19 protein-coding genes are annotated in these 25,598 nt (G+C 69.0%); 4 read left to right on the forward strand and 15 right to left on the reverse strand.

From position 1 onward, the window contains the following. Positions 1-5: 5 nt before the first annotated feature. Together KBY95_RS10005 and KBY95_RS10010 are read left to right on the forward strand one after the other, a co-directional pair. The gene (locus KBY95_RS10005; RefSeq protein ID WP_254964853.1) at positions 6-1,349 is read left to right on the forward strand and encodes an NHLP bacteriocin system secretion protein; all 1,344 of its coding nucleotides are present in this window, start codon (positions 6-8) and stop codon (positions 1,347-1,349) included. Beyond that, positions 1,346-1,537 carry a hypothetical protein gene (locus tag KBY95_RS10010; RefSeq protein WP_254964854.1) on the forward strand — a complete coding sequence of 64 codons (192 nt, stop codon included), beginning with the start codon at positions 1,346-1,348 and terminating at the stop codon, positions 1,535-1,537. Before KBY95_RS10005 ends, KBY95_RS10010 begins: the two co-directional genes overlap by 4 nt. 76 nt (positions 1,538-1,613) lie before the next feature. On the opposite strand, the gene KBY95_RS10015 is transcribed toward KBY95_RS10010, so the two are convergent. The 6 genes from KBY95_RS10015 to KBY95_RS10040 all read right to left on the reverse strand — a co-directional run bounded on the left by KBY95_RS10015 (position 1,614) and on the right by KBY95_RS10040 (position 9,459). Next, positions 1,614-2,786, reverse strand: coding sequence for a diguanylate cyclase (locus KBY95_RS10015; protein ID WP_254964855.1), 1,173 nt, complete (start codon positions 2,784-2,786; stop codon positions 1,614-1,616). A 126-nt stretch (positions 2,787-2,912) separates the two neighbouring features. Beyond that, entirely contained in the window at positions 2,913-4,313 is a 1,401-nt protein-coding gene (locus KBY95_RS10020; RefSeq protein ID WP_254964856.1) for a chloride channel protein, read from the reverse strand. Further along, positions 4,310-5,941, reverse strand: coding sequence for a TolC family protein (locus KBY95_RS10025; RefSeq protein WP_254964858.1), 1,632 nt, complete (start codon positions 5,939-5,941; stop codon positions 4,310-4,312). Before KBY95_RS10025 ends, KBY95_RS10020 begins: the two co-directional genes overlap by 4 nt. A 114-nt stretch (positions 5,942-6,055) precedes the next feature. Beyond that, positions 6,056-7,399, reverse strand: coding sequence for a carbohydrate porin (locus KBY95_RS10030; protein ID WP_254964859.1), 1,344 nt, complete (start codon positions 7,397-7,399; stop codon positions 6,056-6,058). Between the two features lie 3 nt (positions 7,400-7,402). Next, complete coding sequence (locus tag KBY95_RS10035; RefSeq protein ID WP_254964860.1) at positions 7,403-8,485, reverse strand: FUSC family protein; 1,083 nt, start codon at positions 8,483-8,485, stop codon at positions 7,403-7,405. After that, positions 8,479-9,459, reverse strand: coding sequence for an aromatic acid exporter family protein (locus KBY95_RS10040; RefSeq protein ID WP_254964861.1), 981 nt, complete (start codon positions 9,457-9,459; stop codon positions 8,479-8,481). Before KBY95_RS10040 ends, KBY95_RS10035 begins: the two co-directional genes overlap by 7 nt. Before the next feature lie 125 nt (positions 9,460-9,584). On the opposite strand from KBY95_RS10040, the gene KBY95_RS10045 reads away from it, so the two are divergent. After that, positions 9,585-10,085 carry an MgtC/SapB family protein gene (locus tag KBY95_RS10045; RefSeq protein ID WP_254964863.1) on the forward strand — a complete coding sequence of 167 codons (501 nt, stop codon included), beginning with the start codon at positions 9,585-9,587 and terminating at the stop codon, positions 10,083-10,085. Here KBY95_RS10045 and KBY95_RS10050 read toward each other — a convergent pair. The 3 genes from KBY95_RS10050 to KBY95_RS16285 all read right to left on the reverse strand — a co-directional run bounded on the left by KBY95_RS10050 (position 10,054) and on the right by KBY95_RS16285 (position 13,271). Continuing rightward, the gene (locus KBY95_RS10050; protein ID WP_254964864.1) at positions 10,054-10,932 is read right to left on the reverse strand and encodes an LCP family protein; all 879 of its coding nucleotides are present in this window, start codon (positions 10,930-10,932) and stop codon (positions 10,054-10,056) included. The genes KBY95_RS10045 and KBY95_RS10050 overlap by 32 nt on opposite strands. Positions 10,933-11,010: 78 nt before the next feature. Continuing rightward, positions 11,011-12,822 carry an ABC transporter ATP-binding protein gene (locus tag KBY95_RS10055; protein ID WP_254964865.1) on the reverse strand — a complete coding sequence of 604 codons (1,812 nt, stop codon included), beginning with the start codon at positions 12,820-12,822 and terminating at the stop codon, positions 11,011-11,013. A gap of 14 nt (positions 12,823-12,836) precedes the next feature. After that, positions 12,837-13,271, reverse strand: coding sequence for an RNA-binding protein (locus tag KBY95_RS16285; RefSeq protein ID WP_315858909.1), 435 nt, complete (start codon positions 13,269-13,271; stop codon positions 12,837-12,839). A gap of 284 nt (positions 13,272-13,555) precedes the next feature. Between KBY95_RS16285 and KBY95_RS10065 the strand changes: the two genes are divergently transcribed. Continuing rightward, a complete protein-coding gene (locus KBY95_RS10065) occupies positions 13,556-13,759 on the forward strand; it encodes a hypothetical protein (RefSeq protein WP_254964866.1) in 204 nt (67 codons plus the stop codon). A 14-nt stretch (positions 13,760-13,773) separates the two neighbouring features. Here KBY95_RS10065 and KBY95_RS10070 read toward each other — a convergent pair whose 3' ends face one another. The 6 genes from KBY95_RS10070 to KBY95_RS10095 all read right to left on the reverse strand — a co-directional run bounded on the left by KBY95_RS10070 (position 13,774) and on the right by KBY95_RS10095 (position 25,596). Then, positions 13,774-14,097: a hypothetical protein gene (locus KBY95_RS10070; RefSeq protein ID WP_254964868.1), complete on the reverse strand. Its 324-nt coding sequence runs from the start codon at positions 14,095-14,097 to the stop codon at positions 13,774-13,776. Positions 14,098-14,131: 34 nt separating this feature from the next. Next, complete coding sequence (locus KBY95_RS10075) at positions 14,132-16,033, reverse strand: DEAD/DEAH box helicase (protein WP_254964869.1); 1,902 nt, start codon at positions 16,031-16,033, stop codon at positions 14,132-14,134. Positions 16,034-16,123: 90 nt separating this feature from the next. After that, positions 16,124-16,498: a phosphomannose isomerase type II C-terminal cupin domain gene (locus KBY95_RS10080; RefSeq protein WP_254964870.1), complete on the reverse strand. Its 375-nt coding sequence runs from the start codon at positions 16,496-16,498 to the stop codon at positions 16,124-16,126. Between the two features lie 355 nt (positions 16,499-16,853). Further along, a complete protein-coding gene (locus KBY95_RS10085; RefSeq protein WP_254964871.1) occupies positions 16,854-18,497 on the reverse strand; it encodes an ATP-dependent RecD-like DNA helicase in 1,644 nt (547 codons plus the stop codon). Beyond that, positions 18,494-22,291: a UvrD-helicase domain-containing protein gene (locus KBY95_RS10090; protein ID WP_254964872.1), complete on the reverse strand. Its 3,798-nt coding sequence runs from the start codon at positions 22,289-22,291 to the stop codon at positions 18,494-18,496. The genes KBY95_RS10085 and KBY95_RS10090 overlap by 4 nt, the downstream gene beginning before the upstream one ends. After that, positions 22,288-25,596 carry an exodeoxyribonuclease V subunit gamma gene (locus tag KBY95_RS10095; protein WP_254964873.1) on the reverse strand — a complete coding sequence of 1,103 codons (3,309 nt, stop codon included), beginning with the start codon at positions 25,594-25,596 and terminating at the stop codon, positions 22,288-22,290. Before KBY95_RS10095 ends, KBY95_RS10090 begins: the two co-directional genes overlap by 4 nt. Positions 25,597-25,598 lie beyond the last annotated feature (2 nt).

Genomic DNA, 25,598 nt, shown 5'->3' on the forward strand with positions numbered 1-25,598 from the left:
GGGCGATGGCCACGTCCGCTCCCCCGACCGGTGCAGCGCCGCCCCTGCGGCCGGCCGCTGGCTTGCGCCGCCGTTGGCGGGGCCTTGGTGATCGGGGCCAGGTGGGGGCCTGTCTGGTGGCCATGGGTGGGGCCCTGGGGCTGTGGGTGCTGTTCTGGCCCGTGCCCACAGAGGTGATGGGGCAGGGGGTGTTGCTTTACCCCGACACCGCCGGCCTGCTCGATGCCCGCGCCGGTGGTCAGGTGCGGCGCCTGCGGGTGGCCGTGGGGCAGAAGGTGCGCAAGGGGCAGGTGCTGATGGAGTTGTACCTGCCGGTGCTCGATCGCCAGCTGCAGCAGCAACGCGGCAACCTGGCCCAGCTGGAGCGCGACAACCGGGAACTTGACCGTCGGGATGGCCTGCGGTTGGCCAGCGAAAAGCTCAGCGTCGACACCTCCCTGGCCAAGTTGGCCCAGGATCGGCGCCGCTACGAGGAGCTGGCGGCCACCTATGCGGAGAAGGTGCGCAACCTTCGCTGGCTGAGCCAGCGGGAGGTGGTGGCCCCCCTGGCTTCCGAGGTGGTGGCGGCTGAGCAGGGTCTGACCAGCACCAGCGTCAGTCTCGATGCGGTCAGGATCCAGGAGAAGGAGTTGCTGACCAGCTACGAGCAGGTCAAGCTCGACATCCAGACCCAGGCCTTGCGCCGCCGGTATCAGATCGACGACATGCGCCGCCAGATCCGGGTCACCGAGGCCCGTCTGGCTTACGACGGCCAGGTGCTGGCCGACCGTGACGGTACGGTGCTGGATCTGCAGGTGATCCAGGGCCAGACGGTTGCCACCGGACAGCGCCTGGGCACCCTGGGCCGTGCCACTTCCAGCACCGGCGTGCGGGCGCCGATCCTGCGGGCCGTGGCCTATTTCGCCCCCGCCGATGCCCGGCGTCTGCCGGTGGGTCTGCCGGTGGAGGTGGTGCCCCTCTGGGACCAGCGGGGCCGGTTTGGTGGAATTGTGGGCAAGGTGACCCAGGTCCTGGCTCTGCCGGCCACGGAGGAAGACATCTCCACCACCATCGGCAACCCCCAGCTGGCCCGTGACCTGCTCAAGCGGGGTCCGGTGATGCGCACGGAGATTGAGCTGGAGCGGGATCCCACCAGCCGGGACGGCTACCGCTGGACCCTTTCGGGCGGCAGCGGCGTCTTCCCTGTGCGGGAAGGCCTCACCATTGCCGCCCATGCCTACGTGGAATGGCGCACACCGATCACCTACGTGATTCCAGGGCTGCGCTCCCTCACCGGCGGCTACCGCACACTTCGCATGGATCGCCTTTGGGACCGCCCCTCCCTGCGCCAAAGCGGGCCGTTGCCATGAGTGAACGACGCTGGTGGCAGATCCGCAATCCCTTACTGCGCCAGGAACTTCCCTGGTTGATGAGTGAAGTGGTTCTTCTGGTGGTGCTGTGCAACGCCAATCCACCGGAACTGTGGTTCTGGTTGGTGGTGCTGCTGGTGATCCTGGGCTACAGGATGGAGCGCTGGATCTCCTCCCGGCCGGAGTGACGCCTGCGGTTCCCAAACCCTGCCAACAACCTTGCTCAAAACAGCGCGCACGCTCGCGCACGCTCCGGTGATCCGCTCAGCCGGCGGTCTCCTGGAACCTGTGGGCGAAGCCTGACCAGGAGCTATCCGTTGTGGTTGCTGCTGTTTCCGCAGGACTGCCGGCGACCTGATCCTCACATCGAAGCAGCTTGATTTCGTGCATCAGAGCATTGCCATCGGCAAGGAGTTCGGCGATCGTTTCATGCCTTTCGGGTTGATAAGAGGTGATTCCATAGCTGAAATCAAGATTGTAGATTTTGCCCGAGAGTCCTTTTTCGTGCATCAAAGCTTCCTTGATGCGATGGATGACCGTCTCTGACTGTTCCCGGGTGGAGTTGATCAGAAGCACCACGAACTCATCACCACCAAGCCTGGCAACGACATCGGAATCGCGACAGACATGCCTGATCTGATCGGCAAAGGTGATCAGGGCCAGATCCCCTTCCCCATGGCCGTGAAGGTCGTTGATGGTCTTGAAATGATCGAGGTCCAGATAAAGCAGCGAAACAGGCAATCCCTGGCGGGTAGAGAGTTGCAGACTCTGCTGGGCAAGAGCTAGAAAGCCGCGTCTGTTGTCCAGGCCGGTGAGCTCATCTTTGGTGGCCAGCAGGCTGGCCACCAACTCCTGCTCCACCAGGCTGGCCAGGTCCCTGAGGGTGTCGATCTGGTCCTGATTCAGGGAGCGGGGTGAGTCGTCGGCGATGCAGAGGGTGCCGATCTTGCGCTGATCAATGGTCAGGGGGCATCCGGCGTAAAAGCGAATGTGGGGGTCACCCAGGACCATGGGATTGTCGAAAAAACGCTCGTCCTCAGTGGTATCTTCCACGATCAATACATCGGAGCCAGTAATCGCATGCCCGCAGAAGGACACACTTCTGGCAACTTCTGAGATCCTCAGACCTACGCAGGATTTGAACCATTGCCGATCTTCGTCAACGAGGCTGATCACACAGATCGGCACCTGGAAGATACGCCCGGCCATCCTGGTGAGGCGGTCGAAACGGATGTCGTCTCCCGTATCCAGGAGCCGCAATGAGCGGAGCTTGGCGAGGCGGAGCTTTTCGTCCTCTGGGGTCTTGGGCGATTTCAATGCATCCCTCTGGAATTCATGGGCCTGGACAACAGTGGCAATATGGAGGGGCAGGAAACCAGCTTGGAAAGGCCAGTTCGGAAGGGGAGCTTTGTCTGCTGTTCCACATGCGGCCAGCATGTGCTGATGGGCCGCAACAACCGTGGGGAATATTAGCGTCTTTTGCCCATGCTCCCCATTCCTTGCTGCGCCTTAACTGCTGCTTCAGTCATTCAGCCAGTTGTAGAAATGGCGTAGACCGACGACTCAGTCTTCTTTCATCTTTTCTGCCATGTTGACTTCGTGAGACTCAAGCCAGCGTTCCAGCTGCACCTCGTTCCATGTCGCCGCCCACACCCAGCGTCCGATCGGCGCCGCCAGGGCAGCCACGAGCAGCAGCAGGGGCACCAGGGCGCCATTGCCGGCGATCTGGGCGACGAACAGGGCGCAGAACAGGGGGGTGCGGCAGGCGCCGCTGAACAGTGCCGTCGCTCCGATCCACACCAGCAACTGCCGTTCCAGGGGCGGAAGATCGCCGATCAGGGGCCCCGCCAGCAGGGCCCCCAGGGACATGGCGTCGTGCATGACACCGCCGGGGGCGCCGATGGCGATGCTCAGCACCGAGGCCAGCAAGCGCCAGGGCAGGACCTCGAGACCCGGGCGATCCTCGCCATAGGCCATCCGTAAGATCAGTAACTGGCCGTCGTTGAGACTCCAGCCATCGCTGGCCACGGCCGCCAGGCTGATCACCAAAGCAGCCCCCAGTGCCCAGATCAAGGGCCTTGGAAGGGCCGATCCCCCCGGACGTGCCGGTATGGAGAGCCACTGGCCCCAGCGTCTGGCCGTCCAGGCGGTACAGGCGGTGAACAACCCACCCAGCCATCCCGCCCCCAAGGTCAGCAACAGGGCCGGCGCGATCAGGTGGCCGCCGCTGCCCATCAGCAAGGTGAGGCCGGCATGGTGGGCGGGAGCCGCTTCGGCCATGCGCTGCCAGAGGCCGGTGGTGGCTCCGATCAGCACCCCCAGGCCCGTGGTCAGCAGGGTGCCGTTGATGAGGGCGGCCGAGCGCCGGCGACACAGTTCCTCGATGGCATAGGTAACCCCCAACAGGACGGAGTTGAAGGCCATGCCCAGGCCGGCTCCGGCACCGATCGCCAGCAGGACCGGCAGGGGCAGACGCCTGAGGGGGGCCAGCCTGGCTCGCAGCGCCAGCAGCAGGCTCGCCCCCAGCGAGGCGGAGGGGGATTCAAGACCTACGGTGAGGCTGGCGCCATGGGTGAGCAGCAGCAGCGGCAGGCGGGCCAGCTGGCGCTTCAGATCCAGGGAGGCCAAAGCCGCAGAACGGGCCGGACCCTGCTGCACCGGCTCCAGCTGCAGGGCCAGTACCCCGGTGAGGCCGCCCCCCCGGCTTCCCTTCAGGGGGCCATTCGCCAGCAGGGTCAGCAGTGCCGTGCCGGCGAACACCAGCAGCAGGCTGCCTCCGCGGACACCTCCTCCCTCGCCCAGGGGCCAGGCCCGCTGCAGACGGAAACCCAGAGCCGAAAGCCATTGGTAGGGCTGCAGCAGCAGCAGCAGCGGCAGCGCGGCCGCTAGCAGGGCGAGCACCTGGCCCCGGCGCAGGTTCCCGTCAGGCTGGACGTCGCCGAGGGTTGCAGGGGGAGGCGTCATGGCTCCAACTGCAGGCGGGCCGGAACCGGCGCGTCCGGATCGGTGGGCATGGGCAACAGTTCGCGCAGCAGCTGGGCGTAGGTGACGTTCACGTTCACGGTGGCCTCAAGGCGTTGCACGAGGCTGGCGATCAGGCGCTCCTGAGTGTTGGAGAGATCCAGCTCGTTGCTCAGACCCGCCTGATAGCGGAGGCGGGCATCACGGAAAGCCTCCAGACTTGCCGCCACGCCGCGCCTGGCGGCCACCAGCCGCGCCAGGCTGGCTTCATGGCCGAAGAAGGCCTGCTCGATCCGCAGACGGATGTCGTTGCGCTGGGCGGCGTACTGCTGGGCCACGGCCGCCCCTCGGCGGGCCAGGGCCCGTGCCTGTCCCCGGGTGGTCCCGGCGTCGAAGAGCAGCCAGCTGACCGCCAGGCCCACCGACCAGTCGCTGCCGTAGGTGTTCAGGGAGGTGGCGACGGTGGCGCCGCAGCAGCCGCCATCGGCGACCCCCACATTCCAACTGTTGGCATTGCTGGCACTGGCCCCTGCCCTGGCGAACAGCGACAGCTTCGGCAACAGCCCGGCGGCGACGGCATCCTTCTGCAGCAGCAGGGCTTCGCGGGTGGCCAGAAGGGCTTCCAGCTCTGGGTTGTTCCGGTAGGAGGCCACCAGGCTGGCTTCCAGATCCAGGGGCCAGCGCGGCTGGAGGCGGACCGGGTCGCCGGCGGCGGGGGTCAGCTGGGGCGGCAGGTTGAGCAGGGCCGCCAGCCGCCGGCGGGCGATGGCCTGGTCCGCCAAGGCGGCGATCAGCTGTTCCTGGCCGTCCGCTTCGATCGCCTGGCGCCGCAACACATCCAGCCGGGGAACCAGCCCCGCCTGCTTGAGATCCAGGCTGTCCTGCAGGATCAGCAGGTCGTTGCGCACCACGGCCTCGCGGATGCGCACGAGTTGGTCGGCCCGCTGCAGCTGGTAGTAGCTCTCGCTCAGGGTCAGCTGAAGCCGCCGCAGGGCATCGGCGTAGGCCAGCCGGCTGCTGCGCAGACTCGCCAGGGCGGCCCGCGCCTTCGGCGTGCGGGCGAAATCCAGCAGCTCATAGCGCAGCTGCAGGCCGGCAGCCATTGCATTGGCGTTGGTGTTGAAAGACGCCCTGCCGCCGGGGGGAATGAAGAACGGGTTGCTGGGGGCGAACAGGGTTCCCGAGCCGGTGGGGGAAAAGAAGCTGGTGCTCGCCTGGTCGGTGCCACCGGCGGCATAGGCCGAGATCCGCGGCCAGTAGGTGCCCATCTGGCTTTGCAGCTCGGCCAGGCCCGCCGCCACCTCTTCGCGGCGGGCCTGCAGGGTGGGGCTGTTGGCGAAGCCGATCGCCAGGGTCTGCTCCAGGCTGAGGGCCTGGGGCTGGCCTTCGCGCAGGCTGCCGGCCTCCGGCAGCGCTAGTGGTGGCAGGGGCGCGGTGTTCTGCGGCGGCAGCGATGGGTTGGCCGGTGCGCCGCCGTTGAGAGGTTCCGACTCCGCTGGCAGCAGCTCTTCAAGGGCTCGGATCTGGCGATCCAGCTCGTTCCAGCGGCGCTCGAGGCGCCGCACGTCTCCGCTGCTGGCGGCCGTCAGGGGCTGACCCGCCAGCGGCCCTGATCCGAGGCCAACAGCCAATGCCAGCCCCGCGAGGATCCACCTGGCCAGGGGCCGACCCGTTCCGCTGCCCCCCATGGCTCGCCGTCCCCCCCATCCAGCGCCCAGTTTGCTCGACACCGGCCACCCCGGCTCCTAAAAGCTCAAACCCAGCTGCAACCCCACCGCGAACACTCCGGGCACCCGGCCGGCTCCGCCAGGGTTGACGATCCACTGCAGGCTGGGCTGCAGGTTGAACGACCGGTTGATCCGCAGCTGGTAGCCGAGTTCCACCACACCTTCATGGCTGAGGCCGGGACTGATGGTCGGGCTGAAGCCCGTCCGGGCTAGACCGAGGATCAGCAGGTCGAAGGGCCGGCCAGGCAGGACTCCCTGACTCACCAGACCGCCCCCGACATAGCTGGGCGTCGGATTGGTGGCGGGGTCGAACCCTGCGGCTGCGGTTCCCCAGAGCCTGTGGTCGAGGCCCCAGGGCAGGTGAATCGGCACGGTGGCGCTGCCGTACAGCCCCCGGTTCGGTCCGGTGCCGGCATAGGCCGCCACTTGCAGCAGGCCTCCGGGTAGTTGGCGCTCCACCAGCACCGGTTGGGAACAGCTCCCGCGTCGGGCCCTGAAGCCGGCACCTTGGTGGCAGGCGGCGATCGGGGCCGTCAGGTGGCGGTTCAGCCAGGGGGCGGCATAGCTCCACTGCAGCTGATGGGTCCAGCCCCGTCCGGGGGGAAGGCCGCTGGATGTCCCCAAGAGCCCTGCCACCGCGTTGGTCGCGGCCAGATCAAAACTGGCCAGCCGCAGGGTGCTGGCTGGTGTTGGCCGCAGCCTCAGCAGGGCGCCCGTTGTGGCGACGGGAAAGATGGGAAAGTTGGGGATCGAGAACAGCACGGGCGCCCCGTTGAGGGCGTCATGCACGTAAAAGTCCTCGATCGGCGTGCTGAACAGATCGGGGCTCATGCTCACCGACCCCGCCTCCAGGCTCCAGCGGTCGTCGTCGGATCGGCGCTGGAGGCTGGCGCGGGTGAGCCAGAGCCCCACCGGATTGGCCACCTCCTGCAGCGACAGCACCGCCCCCAACCTCTGCGCATAGAGGGGGTCGCCATTGAAGCTGGCGATGGCGACATGCATGGCCCAGCGGTCCCATTCCCTCCCCGGTGAGCGGGAAGGGTCCGTGGGGACCCTCAGGGTCAGCGCCAGGGTCGTCTGCTGGATCCAGGTCGCTTCGCGGACCAGACCACCGGCAGGGTTGCCCATCGGTTCGGCCAGGACCTCCAGATCCAGATCGACCCAGGCAGGCAGACCCAGCGTCTGCTGGAGGCGGCCCCAGCCTGGCTCGAGCCTGAGCAAGGGCACCGGTGCTGGCGACGGGCTTCCCTCAGGTTCGATCGGCTCGGCCGCGCCGGGTACGGCGCTGGTCAGCAGCAGCGGCAGGGCCAGTGGCGACCAGAGCCCGGGGGCCTTCGGCGGAGAGCGGCGCAGTCCACCCATGGCTCAGCCGCGGGCCTCCCCCAGGGCTCGCCAGCTGTGCTCCGTCTGCTCGATGCTGTGCAGGGCTTGGCCGCAGAGCATCAGCCGGCTGGCATTGCGCTGCAAAAGAATCAGATCGAAGCCATCGAGTTCCGGATCGTGCAGCCATCGTTCCAGGCTCTCCCAAAGAGGTGGTGGTTCAAGGTGCGTGCTCGGGGGTGCTGGCCGGTGCCGGTGGGGCACTTCCAGGCAATGGTTCCATTGCTCCAGGCGTGCGGCCACCGCCCGCAGCAGTTCCGCCTGGGCCCCATGGACCCCCTCCAGCGGGCCGCGATCCGATGGCGTGTGCTCCAGAAGCCGCAGCCCGTCGACGACACCGACGAGTTGGGAGCCGGCCCCATTCAGGAGCTGGAAGAGACGAAACGTGGCGTGGCTGGTGGGGTTGTTCCCCAGCTCGTCGGCCACCGCCGGCATGGCCTCGCGCAGCCCCACCAGCTGACGGCGCAAACCTTGCGCCATCTGCAGCTCCAGTCGCTGGTCGGCCGCCATGGCGCCCGGGGGAAGGGGGGCAGCAGGGGCTTCGATGCGGTCGGCCTGGCCGACGAGGGCGGCGCCGAGGTCGGCCAGGAACCGCCGCAGCCGCTGCCGGTTGGTTTCCACCGCCAGGTCAGGCCAGAAGAGGCGCAGAGACACCAGGGCCACCAGGATGCCGGCCACGGTCCAGAACAGCCGCACCGGGACCCAGATTCCCAGCTCGCCGTCGTGGACCAACCAGCCCATCACGATGATGTTGCTGCCCACCTTGTAGCCCACCTCCAGCCCCAGGGCCGCCCCCAGCAACCGCATGGCAACGAGGGCCAGGCTCAGCCCCAGGGGCAGGGGCAGGTGGCTGAGGCCGGTGAACGACACGACCAGCACCACGGCTCCCGCCACCGACCCCAGCAGCCGCTGACGGCCAAGGCCGATGGAGCCCCCGTAGGTGCCGGTGCAGACCACCAGCACCGCCAAGGGGGCGTAGAAGCCATAGGCCACCGGGGCCAGGGCGCCGAAGCCGTTCATCAGTCCGGCCGTCAGGGCCAGGCGCAGTTCGGAGCGGCGAATCAGCATCGGGCCACCAGGCTCAGGGTGCGCAGGCTCGCCAGCAGCGGCGGCTGCTCCTGGGCCAGGGCGAGCAGGGGCAGCAGGGGCAGCGATCGGTGCCGGGCCAGGGCCTGCCATCGTCGGGGATCTAGGGCCGCGACCGGCGGGGACCCCCCCTGGAGCAGGGCCCCCATGTGCGCCAGGCTTTCCGCCAGCGGATCGTTGCCGCCATCGGCGCCGTGGTCCGTGCCTGGGCGGAGGCGGTCTGGAAGGCCAGCCAGCAGCCGCTCCCACTGCACCCAGTGGTGCTGGACCGACCCCCAGAGCTGCAGCCGCTGGGCCCAGCGCTGTCCCTGCATCCGCCGGCCGTGGGGACCACGGCGCTCCTGGGCCACCAGCTGTTCCATGGCCACCAGGTCGTGGCTGAGTTGGGCCGGGGGCAGGGGCAGGGGCCGTTCCCCCCGGCCCTCGAACCAGTCCCACTGACGCTGCAACTGGGCGATGTAGCCGTCGCGCAGTCCCACTTCCAGTCGTATCAGCCGGTCGAATCCGCGCCGGGGCCAGAACAGCAGTCCCACCAGAATCGCAATCACGCAGCCGACGGACGTGTCCAGCGTGCGGTTGAACACGTAGTCCCAGTTCAGGGCCACGTGGCTCGGAATCATCAGGAACATCAGGCTGACCAGCGTCGCTGTCCCGGCCGCCGACTGCCAGCCCAGCCAGCGCAGCAGGGGCAGCATCAGCAGCAGCGACACCAGCACCCCCTGCCAGCCGGCCAGCACGGTGTGGACCAGAAAGGTCACCAGGCCACCGGTGATGGTGCCAAACACCCTCACCTTGGCGGCCTGCAGGCTGAGGTCGTCACCGTCTTCCATGACCGTGATCACGGCCAGCATCGGGTACCACACGTAGGCGATGCGCTCGAACCAGAGCGACAGCGCCGCTGTGACGAAGGCGGCCACCCCGAGCCGCAGGCTGTTGCGAAGCAAGGCGGATCGCACGGACCTCGAAGCGCGGGGCAGGCAGGAGCCTTTGGAGCTTCATGGTCCCGGGCTGTTTGCCGTTACGCCAGGGCTGTACGCCGATGCGCGAGGGTTGGAACTCTCTTGTATTGGAACGGGCCGCCATGGTCCTCTCGCTGAGCCCTGATCTGGAAGCCCTGCTGCGGCTTGGCATGGCGGTGCTCTGCGGACTGGCCGTGGGGATCAACCGCGCCCATCACGGCAGTCGGGCCCATCCCAACCGGCTGCGGGTGCATGTGCTGGTGGGAATGAGTGCCTGTTTGATGGTTCTGGCGGCTGGCTCCGACCCCCAGGCCCGCAGCCGGGTGATCCAGGGAGTGGCGACGGGCGTCGGTTTTCTGGGAGCCGGCGAGATCCTGGTGCCCCCGGTCCGTCCAAAGCACGGCATCCCGGAGGTGCGTGGTCTGAGCAGTGCCGCCTCAATCTGGTTCACCGCCGCCCTTGGCGTCACGGTGGCCGTCTCGAGTCCGGTGCCGGTCCTGATGGCCCTCGGCCTGGCTTTGATCACCCTTTCCGACCGCAACGGCCATTCCGTCGACAGTGATGAAGCCGCTCTTCCTCAGCCTGAAGATCTCAAAAAAGAAAGCGGTGGCGGCCGTTCGTAGCGTTGACCTGGCCGTCGCCCTCGGCTTCCAGTGGATCCCCCTCCGGGGTCGGCCAGACGGCGTCCCAGTAGCTGATGCCGTCCTTGTAGAAGGGCCGTCCGTCCAGTCGCTGGGTGTCGAGCTGGGTGCTGCCCATGGCCGTGATCAGGCCGCCGAGCTCCATCGGCCCGAGGTCCGTTTTGATGTCTTTGCGGGCCGCCATCATCAGGGCCGGCAGTCGCACCAGGTATTCCGGCCGGGTCAGCTTGCGGAACAGGGACTTCAGGGCCAGTTGCTGGCGGTCCATGCGGCCGAGATCGCCGGTTTCGTCATGGCGGAAGCGCAGGAAGCCCTCCAGATCCTTGCCACGCAGGGTCTGCATCCCAGGCTGCAGATCAATGGACAGTCCCTGGCTTCGGTCTTCATAGAGCATGCGCTTGGGGACATCCACCTCGATGCCGCCCAGCACGTCGGCCATCTGGCGGATGGAGGAGAGATTGACGACCAGATGGTGCTGAATGGGACGGCCGAGACGTTGGGAAATCTCCCGCTTCACCGCTTCGATGCCGCCGAGGTTGTAGAGGGCGTTGATCTTGACCGGGCCGAAACTTTCGGCCTCGATGTAGGTGTCGCGCGGGATCTGGGTGATGCTGGTGCGGTTGCCATCGATGCGCAGGGTGGCGATCACATCGGTGTTGCCGCCGCCCACGTCGGTGCCCAGAATCAGTACATCCTGACGGCCCATGCCGCCGCTCCAGGCGGCGAAGGGATTGGTGAGTGCGGCGCCGGCCTCGGCGCTGGATCGTGCTGAGATCAGTTGGGCCAGGGGCCCAGCCAGCAACAGGCCCGCTCCAAGGCCACAGGCCATGGCGAAGAAAATGGGGGCACGTCGACGCGCCGACCTGGGCTTGGACATTTTCATTCAATCCAAACTAAGCCCCTGGACTCAGCGCAGGGCTTCCTCCGGCCTCAGTCCGGTCTGTACGCGCCAGAGCGCGGCATAGGCCCCGTTCCTGGCGAGCAGATCGTCGTGCCCGCCGCTCTCGACGATGCGGCCGCGTTCCATCACCACGATCCGGTCGGCGTGGCGCACCGTGCTCAGTCGGTGCGCGATCACCAGGGTGGTGCGTGCCGCGGTGATCCTGTCGAGGGAGCGCTGGATCGCCGCCTCCGTTTCGTTGTCGACGGCGGCGGTGGCCTCATCCAGCACCAGCACCGGCGGGTCCTTGAGGATCGCCCGGGCGAGGGCGATGCGCTGCCGCTGGCCTCCGGACAGGCGCAGGCCCCGCTCGCCTACCACGGTGTCGTAACCCTGGGGCAACTCCTGGATGAACGTGGTCGCCTCGGCCAGGCTGGCGGCCCTTTCGATAGCCCCGCGGCTGGCCTCGAAGCTGCCGTAGGCGATGTTCTCGGCCACAGTGCCATGGAAGAGAAACACCTCCTGGCTGACCAGGCCGATGGCCCGGCGCAGGTCCTGCAAGGTCAGCTCTTCAATCGCCACGCCGTCGAGAAGAATCCGGCCCGCCTGGATCGCATAGAGCCGTAGCAGCAGCTTGACGATGGTGCTCTTGCCGGAGCCGGTGGCCCCGACGATCCCGAGGGTGGCACCGGCTGGCACCTCCAGATCAAAGCCTTCCAGAAGCCTGTCGCGGCCGGAATAGGCGAAGTCAACCGCTTCGAAACGGAGGTGTCCGCGGACGGCGGCGAAGGGAAGCGGCCGGTCGCCACTGGGGATGGCGATGGGGGTGTCCAGCAGGTCCATCACCCGATGGGTGGAGGCCATGGCGCGTTGGTAGTCGTCGAGGGTGCGGCCCAGGGTGGTGAGCGGCCAGAGCAGGCGCTGGGTGATAAAGACCAAAAAGCTGTAGGTGCCGATGGCGATGGCGCCACTCCAGGCCTGCAGGCCGCCGATCACCAGGATCGCCAGGAAGGCGAACAGGATCGCGAATCGGATCAGGGGGATGAAGGCGGCTGACAGGCGGATCGCCTGGCCGTTGCTGGCGCGGTAGGCCTGGCTCTGGGCGACCAGCCGTTGCTTCTCCCAGTCCTCTGCCGCATAGCTCTTGATGGTCAGCATGCCGCCGAGGTTGTTGCTCAGCAGGCTGGCCAGGTCACCGGCCCGCTCGCGTACCTCCCGGTAGCGGGGGGCCAGGCGCCGCTGAAAACGCAGGGACCCCCACAGGATCACCGGAATCGGCAGGAAGGAGACCCCCGCGACTGTGGGGGACAGCACGAGCATGGTGCCGCCCACCGCCAGAACGGTGGTGACCAGTTGCAGGATCTCGTTGGCTCCCTGGTCGAGGAAGCGTTCCAGCTGGTTGATGTCGTCGTTGAGAACCGTGAGCAGACGCCCGCTGCTGCCGGCCTCGAAGAAGCCCATCTCCAGGTGCTGGAGGTGGTCGTAGGCCTCGATGCGCAGCTCGTGCTGCACGGTCTGGGCCAGGCGTCGCCACAGCAGGGCGTAGAGGTACTCGAAAAGGGATTCGGCGCTCCAGACCAGGAACGAGAGCACCGCCAGTACCCCCAGCTGACCGGGAACGGTGCTGAAGCCGAGTGCGGCCAGCCAGGAGGTGCGCTGTTGGACCACCACATCGACCGCCAGACCGATGAGGACCGGAGGGGCGAGGTCGAAGAGTTTGTTGAGGACCGAACAGGCGGCTGCGAGTCGAACGAGCCGAAGGTGGGGCCGAAGGCTGGCGAACAGACGCCTTAGGCCGGGTGTTGGGGTGGTTGGCGCCCCGACGCCATCAACGGCCATGGGGGCCGCGGGCGTCACCAGCGATTGCCGCCTCCGCCACCACCCCCATAGCCGCCACCAGCGCCACCGCCGTAGCCGCCACCACCGCCACCACCCCCGTAGCTGCCGCCACCGCCGGAGCGGCCGCCGCCACCGCCGGGGCGACCACCGCCGCCGCCGCCGCCGCCGTAGCCGCCGCCACCGGAGCGTCCCCCGCCACCGCCACCTTCACGGGGTGTGGCTTTGTTGACCCGGATCATCCGCCCCATCCATTCGACGTCCTGCAGGTCGTCGATGGCCTTCTGCTCGGAGGCATCGTCGGCCAGTTCGATGAAGGCAAAGCCGCGTTTGCGACCCGTTTCCCGGTCGAGGGGAAGGCTGCACTGACGGACCTCGCCGTACTGGCCGAAGAGATCGAGAAGGTCCTCGCGTTCAGCCTGGAACGAGAGGTTGCCGACGTAGATGGTCATTCAATGAAAAAGCTGGAACGGATTCCTCCGGTGTCGGGAATCCCATGGGAAGCAGGCGGTCGGCATGGAGGTCAGAACGGATCCAGGGGAGGGGACGGTTCTGTTGGGCCTGAGCCGGCGTTGCGTGCCGAAGGGATCCAGAGCGGTATGGAACTGGAGGAAGCCTACAACCGAGGCCAGAGTCTCTATGGAGAAGTTTGAAGCGGAAGCGAAGCAATTCCGAAGGTTTTTCCGGCCCAGGCCCGGACGCTCCATTGTCAGCAAACCCTGATCAAGCTGATCCCATGAAAACCGCCCCCGTTCCCTGGAGCCTCACCTGGCATGAGGATGGCGAGCTCGGAACCCAGGATCTGTTCGACCTGCTCCAGGTCCTTGTGGCTAACGAAAGTCACGAAGTTCAGATGTCCCTCATCGCCGTTGTGGAGCAGCTCACGGTCAGTGATCGCCAGGCGATGGCCAGCGAGGAGGTCACCCGGATGTGTGCCTGACGTGAAGGCCTCGATCAGATCGGGTAGCGCTTTGAGGTGGCGTCCCTGCAGCTGCTGCGGGCGGAGGCGATGCTGCTGCCGCTCGTGATGCGATCGGCCACGCAGCTGCAGGCGTAGTGGGCCATCCCGTCGGGAGCCTTCTTGCCGGACTGGGCCAGTTCCGTCTCGAAGGCGGAGAGGCAGAAGGAGCGCACCACCTCAAGGATGGGGCCGGAAACCGCCTCCGCCGGGCTCCCCGTCGGCCCCAGAGCTGCCAGGGCAAGCAGGCTGAGGCTCAGCCAGCCGAGGCCTGGCAGCTCTCGGGGAGATCGCAATCGGGGCCACTGCTGGGAAGGCATGGGAAGGCGGCGTGGTGAACGCCGGCGAGGGGAATCAGGAGCCCAGTCGGGAGATCTGAAGTTCCTTGTTCATCACCCGCAGGCGACGAAGGTCCGCGAAGACGTCTTCAGGCATGCCCTTGGGCAGGTCGACGGTGCTGTGGGCATCGAAGATGCGGATCTTTCCGATCGAACGACCGGCGAGACCGGATTCGTTGGCGATGGCGCCCACAATGTTCCCGGGCTTGACCCGATCGCGCCAGCCCACTTCGATGCGGAACCGCTCCATATTGTCCTCGGGGCCGTCTTCGTTGCGCTCCTGGTTGCGGTCGTTGAACGAACGGCGTTCGCCGCCCCGCTCCCTGTCGCCACGGTCGCGGTCTCGCTCCCTGGTGGGGGCACCGGGACGGGATTGACCCCAGCGCTCCTCACCCTGGAGCAGCAGGGGCTTGCCGCCCAGCCCCAGTTCCAGGGCGGCCAGGGCCAGCTGGTCGGGGCTGCAGGACTGCTCCTGGGCCACCCGTTGCAGGATCTCCGCCAGTAGGGCCCTTTCCTCGGGATTGCAGACCGGCTGCTGCAAGGTCGTGGTGAGTTTCTGGCGCAGGCGGTCGAGGCGGTGCTGATTGATGCTGGCGTTGCCGGGCACCTCCATCGCTTCGATCGGCTGATTCACGGCGCGCTCCATACCCCCGAGGAAGCGACGTTCCCGCGGCGTCAGGAAAAGGATCGCCTCACCATTGCGGCCGGCCCGACCGGTGCGGCCGATGCGGTGCACATAGGCCTCGCCATCAAAGGGGATGTCGTAATTGATGACCAGGCCGATGCGGTCAACGTCGAGGCCCCTGGCCGCCACGTCAGTGGCCACCAACACGTTGACCCGGCCATCCCGCAGGCGCTCGATGGTGCGCTCCCGTTGGGTCTGGGGCACATCGCCGTTGAGCACAGCCACGTCGTAGCCGTGTTGCTCCAGCGACTCGGCCACCGTGAGGGTGATGGCCTTGGTGCGGGCGAAGATGATCACCCCTTCACTGCCCTCGGCCTCCAGCACCCGTTCGAGCGCCTCGAGTTTCTGGGGGCCGTTCACCACCAGATGTCGCTGGCGGATGCGGCGTCCGTCGGCGGCCTTCTGACGAATGGTGACCTCGGCCGGGTCCTTGAGATAGTTCTGCGAGATGCGACGGATCTCCGAGGGCATCGTGGCGGAGAACAGCACCACCTGACGCTCGGCGGGGAGCTGCTCAAGCACCCACTTGACGTCGTCGATGAAGCCCATGCGGAGCATCTCATCAGCCTCGTCCAGCACCAGGCTGCGCAAGCCGGAGAGGTCGAGGGTGCCCTGACGCATGTGGTCCATCACCCGGCCAGGGGTGCCGACCACGATCTGCACACCCCGGCGCAGGTGCTGGATCTGGTCGCGGAAGTCGGCGCCGCCATAGATCGGCAGCACCTTCACGCCCTTCATGCAGGCCGCATAGCTGTTGAAAGCCTCTGCCACCTGCATCGCCAGTTCGCGGGTGGGGGTGAGCACCAGCACCTGGGGGGTGCGCTGGCCGGGATCGAGGCGCTCCAGCAGGGGCAGGCCGAAGGCGGCTGTCTTGCCGGTGCCGGTCTGGGCCTGGCCCACAAGATCGCGGCCGAGCATCAGCTCGGGAATGGCGGCTTTCTGAATCGGGGAAGGTTCCTCGAAACCAATGGCCGCCAGGCCGTCGAGCAGTTCACGGCGCAGGCCGAAAGCGGCGAAGGCGCTGACGGGGAGAGCGATTTCCGCCGCGGGAACGGCGCCCTCAAGGTCCGCTACCGGCTCAGCGGACACAACAGTGTCGGTGGTGTCGGTGTTGCTGTCGTCGTCCTGGGAAGCGAGGACGGACGAGAGGATAACGTCTTCGCAAGGCTGCTCAATAGCCGCCTGGGAATCGGCGGCACCAGTGAGGGTGCTGCCGTCAATGATCTGGGTCACGGGTTGCTGAAGCCTGGTGAATCCTTCAACGCAGGCCGGCAGTGGACCGTGGGAAATGGGTGCTCTGCACCCGGGCTGCCTTGCCCTTGCTCAAAGGTTGAAATGAGACTTTACCACCCTGCCGTAATCGTCGCTGAAACGCTCGATGTCGTCCTCGCGCAGCTCCGACCCCCGTTGCACCTCAATGATTTCCAGGTCGGAAGCTGCCGCCGCTGCCCGGTGCACGCCACCGCAGGGTACGAACAGGGTGGCGCCGGGAACAGCGGCGATGCAGGCGCCATCGCACTCCATCACCCCCGCTCCAGCCACCACCACCCAGTGCTCGATGCGGTGGTGGTGGCGCTGAAGACTGAGGCGCTGATCGGCCGTGATCAGGATCCGCTTGACGAGATAGCCGGGGCCCGTCGCTAGGGTTTCAAACCATCCCCAAGGACGGTGGACGCGTTCAGTGATGGACGCTGTCAACGGTTGCCGATGGGTGGGGGGTTAGTCGGTTGCTAAGGAAAGACTGACCGGAACCGCCTGGGGCCAGGGTATCCATGGGGTTGTCCCTGTCGACCTCGGGGCACCTGAGGGAGCGTGTCCGGGGGGCCGGTCCGATCCTTCGTGACGATGCAGGAGGGCATTCCTCAAGGAGGAATGGAGGGCTCCCTGAAGGGGAGAGATCCCAGCGGTGGAGACTATTGGAGCAGGGGCTCCGGTGCGACCGGCCCGGGGGGAACGTGCCGATGGACGAAGTATGGATCGGGGGGCGATGCTCTCTTCGAACGGTTCACTTTTCGTAGACACATCACCCCGTATGGCGATGCATGAAGAACGCTTAAGTCGAGGACCCGGCGCTGGGTTCGTTGTCCCCATCGGTGAGCAGCAGGGCCGCCTGCCGGGCCCGGGTCAGGGCGGTGTAGAGCAGGCGGCTATCCCTGGACCCGCCGCTGGGCAGCAACACGATCACTTCCTCGGCTTCGCTGCCCTGGGCCTTGTGAACCGTCAGGGCCAGGGCGGGCTCGGCCGCGCCAGCCAACTGGCCGGGATGGATCCAGATCGCCTCCCCGTTCCCGTCGCCGAACAGCAGCCGTGCCGACGGCCCCGGCCCGCCGACGAGCAGCCCCACATCCCCGTTGGCCAGGTCCAGTTCCGGCAGGTTGCGGCGGCAGAGCACGGGGGTGCCCACCGGTAAATCCTGCAGATCGCCGCCCAGTTGTCCCCCCAGCAGGGTCCGATGGATCGCTTCCAGTCCCCAGCGCCCCTGGCGCTGGGGGGCCATCACCAGCAGCCGGTCCCGCTCTTCGAGCAACTTCCCGCATCCCTGGGCTGATCCTGGCCGGCACCGTCCCGCCAGCCGTGCCAGGGAGGCCTGGTGGCGAAGCAGCCGCTCCAGAAGTTCCGCCGGCAGGGTGCGTGGGGAGCAGGGACGCCAGCGCAGGTTGTCGGTGGCCTTCAGGGCCTGCAGCAGAGGCCGAATGGCGGTGAGTGGGTCGGTGGAACTGGTGCTGGGGGCGGTGGCCAGACTCTGGCGCAGGGTGCTGGCCACCGCGGCAATGGCGCCGGCGTTGCGGTAACTGGTTGTCAGGGTGATGGCGGCGGCCCCGAGCTGATGCCGACAGTCGGGCCTTTGCAGTTCCTGGAGCACGGCCCCCGGCGCGATCGGGGGCAGCTGGGCCGGGTCGCCCACCAGCACCAGTCGGCAGGTGGCGGGCAGGGCCTCCAGCAGGGCGGCCATCAGGCCCAGGTCCAGCATCGACACCTCATCCACCACCAGCAGGTCGAGCTCGAGGGGGCGGCCGCGGTGGCGGCCCAAACGGTCGCCGCGGCTCTCCAGCAGCCGATGCAGGGTCGTGCAGGGGAGAGTGCCCCCGGTGGCGGCCCGCAGGCGGCCCGCCGCCTTGCCGGTGGGTGCCGCCAGATGGAGGCGGCACCCGGGCTCTTGGTCTCGGAGCGCCGCGATCATGGCGGCCACCGTGCTGGTCTTGCCGGTGCCGGGCCCTCCCTCCAGCAGCACCAGCCCCTGGCTCAGCACCGCGGCCACCGCCTGCCGCTGGCGCCCATCGAGGTCGGCCCATTCAGGGAGGTCACGGACCCCAGGCACCGCAGCCGAAGCCGGCCGCTCCAGGGTCCCCGCACGGCCAACCAGGGCGTCGATCACCGCCTGCCGCTGTCGCTGCCAGCGGCGCCACTGCAACCGCCCCTCCTCCAGGGCCAGGGGGCCGTCCGGATCCCCGCAGAGCGGACTGCTGGCCAAGGCGCTGCGGTGCTCCTCGGGCCAGGACGCCGCGCTCACCTCGACCGGTGGTGGCCCGTTCAGATCCAGCTCCAGTTCCCCCCGCCCGAGGGCAGTGGTGAGGGCCGTGATCACCTCGGCGATCAAGGGATCACAGGGCGTGCCATAGAGACGCGGCAGGGCTTCGGCCAGGCTGGGGCCGAGGGCCGTCAACCAGGGTGGGGGGATGTGGATGGCGTCCGTCATGGCGAGCCCTCCCCGCTGCCGTCCGCGGCGTGGCCGCCCAAAGCCCTATCGAGGGCGAGGACCCTGGCCAGGGGCGGTTGTTCCACGAACAGGCCCGGCACAGCTCCGGGCAGGGCCTGCATCCCCGCTTCCCCCGGGGCGCCGCGCAGGAAGACGTAGGCGTAGCCCCCCAGATGGCGCTCCGGTGCATAGCCCGGCAGGCGCCAGCCCAGGTAGCGGTGCAGGGCCACCAGATAGAGGTGGGCCTGGAGGGGGTAGTGGCTGTGGGCCATCAGGGCGGCCATCGCCTCCTGGCCGTAGTGGCGAGGGCCGCAGGCCAGGGGTCGGCCTTCGCTGTCCCGCCGTCCCAGCCAGTTGCTCTTCCAGTCGGCCACCCACCAGCGTTCCTGTCCGTCGGCCCCGGTGGCGGTGAAGATCAGGTCGATCGAACCGGTGAGGAAGCCGCGGCTGGCCACCGGCAGGGCCGCCACGGTGGCGGCATAGGCGGTCCCGAAGGCACCGCCGGGATGGTCGGCGAAGGCCGCCGCCATCCCGGCGGCCCTGGCGAAACCGAGCGTGAGATCGAAGTTCATCTCGTTGAGCCGGCGCTTGGGATCCAGGTCGGCCATTCGCAGCGACCCCAGCTCGGCGCCGAAGGGGGTGAGGCGCACCTGCTCCAGGCCCTGCAGCAGTGGCTCCAGGGGGTCGGCCTCCAGGCCGGCCCGGCGCAGCTCCCGCTCCACCAGCTCGCGGTTGGCCGCCGCGTCGATGGGACGGCGGTAGTCCAGTTGCTCCAGCATCCGGTGCAGGCAGTCGCCGGCGGCCGCACCGCGGGCGAAGCCGGCCAGGGGGCCCTGCTCGGGCCACTGGTCGGCCCCAGCCTCCGGGGCCTCGTCGACGGGGCTGGGATCGCTGGTGTCCCGGCCTTCGTCGAGGGCCGCTCCCGAGACCGCGGCGCCATGGGCGGCACGGGTCCAGGCGGTGTAACTGCTGCGGCCCCAATGGGTGTCCAGGTGGCGCAGGGGAACAGGGCCGCAGCGAAGCGCGGCGATCGCCTCCGGGGGCTGCGGTACCCGGCGAGGGGGTGACGGCTGCGTGGGGAGTTGATGCAGATCCATGTGCAGCGATCGCTGATCGATCTCCTTCCCCAGGCGCCCCCGCCAGTCGTCGTCGCCCAAGGCCGCGACGGAGTCCTCGTCATCGGCATCGGGCAGGGGCTCGCCGGGGAACAGCCAGGGGAACAGGGGGTTGGCCTGCTGCCCCTTCGCCGGCGCCCAGGCGAGCACCAGCAGGTGCTGGGCGCGGGTGACGGCCACGTAGGCCAGGCGCTCCCGCTCGGCCCGTTCGGCCTGGTTCTGCTGGCGGAGTGCTTGCCAGCCCTGGCCCCAGCCCGGACGCCGATGGAGGTCGAGGCGGGACTCGGCACTGCCGGGAGGCTGCCAGCGGATTCCCACCCGGTGCCGGCCCGCCGAAGCGGTGCCGGCCGCTTCCCAGAGATAGGGGCAGACCACAACGGGAAACTCCAGGCCCTTGCTGCGGTGCACCGTGATCACAGTCACGGCCTCGTCCACCTTGTCGCTGTGGGCCTGGTGGGATTCCGGGATGGTTCCGGTGGCCCGGCTCTGGTCGAGACGCAGGCGGCGCAGCCAGTCGGCGGCGGCCACCAGCGCCAGTCGCTCCCCATGCAGCCGTTCCTGCAGCAGTTCGGCCACCTGCTGCAGATCCGCCAGCAACCGGCCGCCGACACTCAGTCGGGCCAGACCTTCGCCGTCCACCAGCTGGGAGAGCACTCCGAGCGGTCCCTGATGGGGCAGATCCCGGGCCAGGCCCTGAAGCCGTCCGGCCAGCTCGCTCCAGTCGCCCGGTTCGGCGGCGGCGATCTGCCGGGCTGACCAGCCGAGCAGGGGGGAGGCGGCCAGCAGTCGCAAGCGGTTGGGATCGGCCGGATCGGCGAGGGCATCCAGCAGGCGCTGCAGGGCGGTGGCCGCCGGGCTGGCGAACACATCGGCCTTGCTCACCAACCGGCTGGCGATGCCGCGCCGCTCCAGGGCGCTGCGTTGCTCCTCCGCCTGCTGGTGGTTATGGACCAGCAGGGCGATGTCGCCGGCACAGAGGCGTCGGGGGGGCTGGCCGTCGCCCGCCACCAGGGTGGGGGCCTGCTCCAGCAGCTCCTGAACAGCGCCGGCCACCAGGTCGGGCAGCCGGCTCTCCAGCGCACTCTTGCTCGGCAGGGGGGCCCCGGCCGTCCGTTCGCTGCCCAGCCAGAGCAGGCGCACCGGGGCCAGTCCGTCGGGGCCGTGGCGCCGGGATCGGGCCTCCACCGGCGGTACCGGCAGGAGGGAGCGGGGCAGACCCGCCGGGGCCATCAGCCTGTTGAGGCTGTCGATCAGCGCCGGGCTGGAGCGCCGGTTCTCCTGAAGGGCGAGCACCCGCGCGGCGCGGCGTCGTGCCCGCCGGTAGGTGTCCAGGTCGCCGCCACGGAAGCGGTAGATGGCCTGCTTCGGATCGCCCACCATCACCAGCAGATGGGCGTCATCCGCGAAGGCCAGCCGCAGGATCCGCCACTGGACGGGGTCGGTGTCCTGGAATTCGTCGATCAGGGCGGCCCGGTAGCGCTCCCCCACCGCCCGCAGCAGGGGGGTGGGGGTCGTGGCGTCCGGGCCGGGGTCGAGCCCCTCCAGCAGCTGGGCGAAACCGATGCTGCCGCTGCGCGCCCGACGCCGGGCCAGTTCAGCCCGTCCCCAGTGACAGCCGTGCAGCAGCACCGCTTCGGCCGGACCGTCCCGCAGGGCGGCCACCGCCACCAGCAGGTCGGGGCAGGGCAGCCGGATCTCCTGCTCCGGGCCTGCCACCGTTCTGGCCACCTTGCAGAAAGGCTCGGGGTGGAAGTACCCCCCCAGTTCCTTCTCGGCACAGACGGCGGCGTAGCTGCCGGTGTCGTCCTGGGCGGCGAGCCAGGCCTCGACCCGCCCGCAGTGATCGGTTTTGGGCTTGGCGGCATACGGCGTGATGCTCTTGGCACCGGCGGCGCGCCAGTCGCTGGCGGCCTTCCGGAAGGCCTGCTCCAGGTCCTGGCCCTGGGCTGCCCAGGTCTGCTTGAAGCGCCTCCAGGGCTGGTGCCACAGCGTCTGCAGTTGCTCCTGCAACGGCCGTTCCAGGCTCAGGCCCTGCGGCAGGGGGTCGAGGACCAGGCCGGGATCCCCGTCGAGCAGCTGCAACAGCCGCTCAAGGTCGTCGAGGCCGGGGCCCGTCGCCAGCCCCTCCACCAAATGCAGGGGAAGGGCCAACACCTGCTGCTGCCAGTAGTCGTGGGCGACCTGGCGCACCAGCTCAGCGGCGTCGCTCTCCAGCGTCAGGTCGGGCGGCCGGGCGGCCTCCATGGCCTGGCGCCGCAGCGTGCGCTGGCAGAAGCCATGGATGGTGGTGATGTCGGCGGCGTCGAGCTCTTCGAGGGCCAGCAGCAGCAGGCCCTGCACCGTGCCACGGGCGCCGGCCTCGCCTGGCTGGCGCTCCAGCCATTGCGCCAGCACGGGGTCGGGTGCCCGCCAGCCGGGGGGGGGCTGGAGGCCGGTGAGGGCCTCCTGGATCCGACGGCCGATGCGATCGCGCAGTTCGGCTGCCGCGGCGTTGGTGTAGGTCACCACCAGCAGCTGCCGCAGCCCCAGCCGTCGCTCCGCCAGGAGCCGCAGCACCAGGTGGGCCAGGGCGAAGGTCTTGCCGGTGCCGGCGCTGGCCTCCAGCAGCATCACGCCGTCATCGAGGCGGACGGCATTGGAATCAAAGCTTTCGGAGGGTGTGGTCTCGGTGGCGGTCATGGCTCTGTCTCCGCCGCCAGCAGGGGGGACAACAGGGCGTCGGCCAGGTCCAGCACCGCCGGCGTCAACAGGGCGTCCGCCGCCAGGCGGGCGCCGAAGCAGGCCTCCATCTCGGCCCGTTCCCGCTCGCCGCTGTGGAAAGCGGAACCCTCCCAGGTGCTGGCGGCCTTGAGTCGCCCCTGGCCCGGTTTCTTCCGCTCGCCCGCTACGTAGCTCCAGCCCGTTTCCGGGGGGACCGGCCAGCCACGGCGGCGCCAGTCATGCTGCAGGCCGGCCAGCCGTTCGAGTTCGTTGCGGGCCGCCTGGGGCGCCGGCGCCCTTAGCTCCAGGGCCGGGGCGAAGACGTCGCCATCGCGGGCGATCAAAATGCCCCGGGCCGGACCGCCTGCTGCCGAGGGGTCCCCGGCCGCGGCGGCCGCAAGCAACAGCTGCAGCCAGAGCCTCAACCGGTGGCTGACGCGGGCCTGGGCCGTATGGACCAGCACGACCGTCTCGCCGCGCCAGGGGACCGGGGCTTGCCAGGGGCCCCAGTGGTGGCTGACCTGCCGCAGGGGGCCGAGGTGCTCGAGGGCTGCCGCCAGGCTTGACCAGCGCCGTTGCAGGAGGCCCGCTTCCAGGTCTGCCGCGGCCCTCGGGGGCAGTACACCCTGCCCGCGGTGCCATTCCAGCCAGTCCTGAGCCGTGCCCGGGTCTCCGCCGCCGGGGTCGCCGTCGCTGCGCTGCAGCCTCCCCCGCAGCAGGGCGGAACGCTCCCTCTCCCCCAGGCACAGGTCCTCGAGGTCGTCGATGCGCTTCTCCCATTCACCGGGCCGCAGGCCCAGGGATCGGAGCCAGTGCGCCTGGGGGGCCGCCAGCCAGTCCCCCAGGTCGCGGAAAGCGTCGCCGTCGGTGGGGCTGTCGGTGGCTGTGATGGCTTCCACCGGGCTCGGTCCCCCCAGCAGTGGCGCTGGTGGTGGGGGTGGATCGCCGCTCAGGTGGCGCACGGCTTGCAACAGCCTGCGGTCGCAGCTTGGGGGCTCTCGGCCGACGGCGGGCAGGAAATGGCGCCGGTCGAGGGGGTTGGCGGCGTGCTCCACCTGCAGGCGCCCCATCGCCTCGGGGTCCAGTTGGCCAGCGAGCCATTGCAGCCAATGGCCCACCGGGCCGGAGGGGGGCAGGGCGGCGCCGGTCCGGTCGTCGCGGCAGCTCCAGCTGAGCAGCAGATGGTCCCGGGCGGAGAGCAGGGCCTCCATCAGCACGTAGCGGTCCTGGTCGGCGGGATGGGGATCGCCGAGCTGGCGTTGGCCCTCCATCAGGTGGAAGGCGGGACGGTCGCTCGGCCTGGGAAACAGGCCCGCGTCCAGCCCCATGAGCACGATCACCCGATAGGGGATGGCCCGCATCGGTTCGAGGGCACTGATCGTCAGGGCGCCGCTGCGATGGCCGAAGCGGCCGCTTTCGGCCCCAAGCAGCTCCCGCAGCACGGCCGCCACCACCGGGGCTTCCAGGCCCAGCGGACAGCGGCCGGCGGCGGTTTGCCAGCTGTCGATCGCCGCCATCAGGGCCGGCAGTTCGTCGGCGGCCTCGCCCCCATCACCGAAGAGGTCGTCGATCAGACGCCGCAGCCGTTCCACCCAGATGGTCACAGCACCGCCGCGGCGCAGTTCCCCCAGCCAGTGGCGCAGTCGGCCGAGCAGATGCAGCCAGCGGCCGGTCAACTCCAGGGGCACGCCCCCCTCCCAGGGGGCCGTCTCCCCCGGCGCCAGGCCCGCTCCGGCGGGCAGCACCAGGCCGAGCAGCAGCCGGTCGATGGCCCAGGCCAGGCTGTGGCACGCACCGTCCTTCTCCTCGCCGTCGAGGCCCCAGCGGAAGCCCGCCTCCTGCAACGCCTCGACCAGGCGGGCCGCCTCCCTGGCCTCGAGGTCGAAACGGCCCAGCAGGGGGCCGCACCCCAGCAGGGTTTCCAGACCGGAGGCGGTGAGGCGGGTGCCGGCCAGTTCCAGGAGCTGGAGCAACGTGCTGCCGAGGCCGGCCCCCTCGTCCTGGCTGCGGTCGGTCAGTCGCCAGGGGAGGTCCACCCCCGTGGCGTCGCCATCGCCGAAGACCGAGGCCACCAGGGGGGCGAATCCGTTGATGTCCGGCGTCATCACCAGGATGTCGCGTGGTTCGAGGCTGGGGTCGGCCGCCAGCAGTTGCAGCAGGCGGTCGCGCACGATCTGCACCTGGCGCAGCCGGCCGGGGCAGGCATGGAACTCGAGAGAGCAATCCTGCGGATCGAGCTCCAGGGCGGGAATCCGGCTGGCATCGGCCAGCTGCTCCTGCAGCTGGGCCAGCAAGGGGGCAGGGCCGTCGCCGCTGGCCGCAGCGAAGAAGAGGTCCTTCTCCTGCTCCTCCCCCAGCTGGGCCTCGCCGGTGCCCTCCAGTAGCTGCTGGAACTCCCCTCCCAGGCGTCCGAAGCGGGCGTCCAGGCCCGGGGCCTCCAGGAGCCAGGCGGCCTCGAACGGCTGGCGCAGGGCCAGGGCATCACTGAGCTGGCGTCGGCGCTCGCCGCAGCGTTGCCAGAGATCCCGGCAGGGGGTGAGCAGGTAGAGGTCCACCGGCCGATGCAGGCTCAGGGCCTGAAGCAGCTGCACCTGGATCGGCGCCATGCTGCTGAGCCCGAACAGGCGCAGGGGGGTGCCACGTGCCTCCTCGGAGAGCTCGCCGCGGCGCAGCTTTCTGATCAGCTCCTGCACCCGGCGTCCGAACGGCTCCTGGCCCAGCTCCTGGAGCAAGGAGCGATAGAGCAGGGGCTGCCAGCGCTGGTTCTCCGCCAGGGGCCGGCCGCCGGCATCGATCGCCTTGCCGGCCCCCCAGGCCCCTAGCAGCTCTGGTCTGTAGAGGGCATAGTCATCGAAGGCATCGGCGATGGCGCGCGCCAGCTGCCAGTGGCCCAGTTCCAGCTGGTCGCCACCGCCCCTTTCGGCCAGCCAGTGGCGCAGTGGCCCCCCCTCCCCTGCGGCGGCCACGGCTGGCAGCAGACCGAGCAGGGGCCAGACCAGCTGGTCGGCGCGCCAGGGATCGGCACTGGTTTCAGACGGTCCCTCCGCCGGGGCCAGCAGCTGCTCCACCAGCTGGCGCAGATGGCTGCCCGGGAAGGGAAAGCGCAGGTTGGCGGCGATGCCGCCCAGGTGCTCCGCCAGTTGCTCCCCGAGCCAGCGGCTGGTGGGCCAGGTGTTGACCACCACCTGCACCTGCTCGAAGGGATCGGGGGGCTGCAAGCGCAGCTGGGTGGCCAGCACCCTGGCCAGCAGCTCCGCCCGGTTGCTGCGAAAGACCGTCAGCACGG

Source organism: Cyanobium sp. Aljojuca 7A6, assembly GCF_024346455.1.
Lineage (GTDB): Bacteria > Cyanobacteriota > Cyanobacteriia > PCC-6307 > Cyanobiaceae > Cyanobium.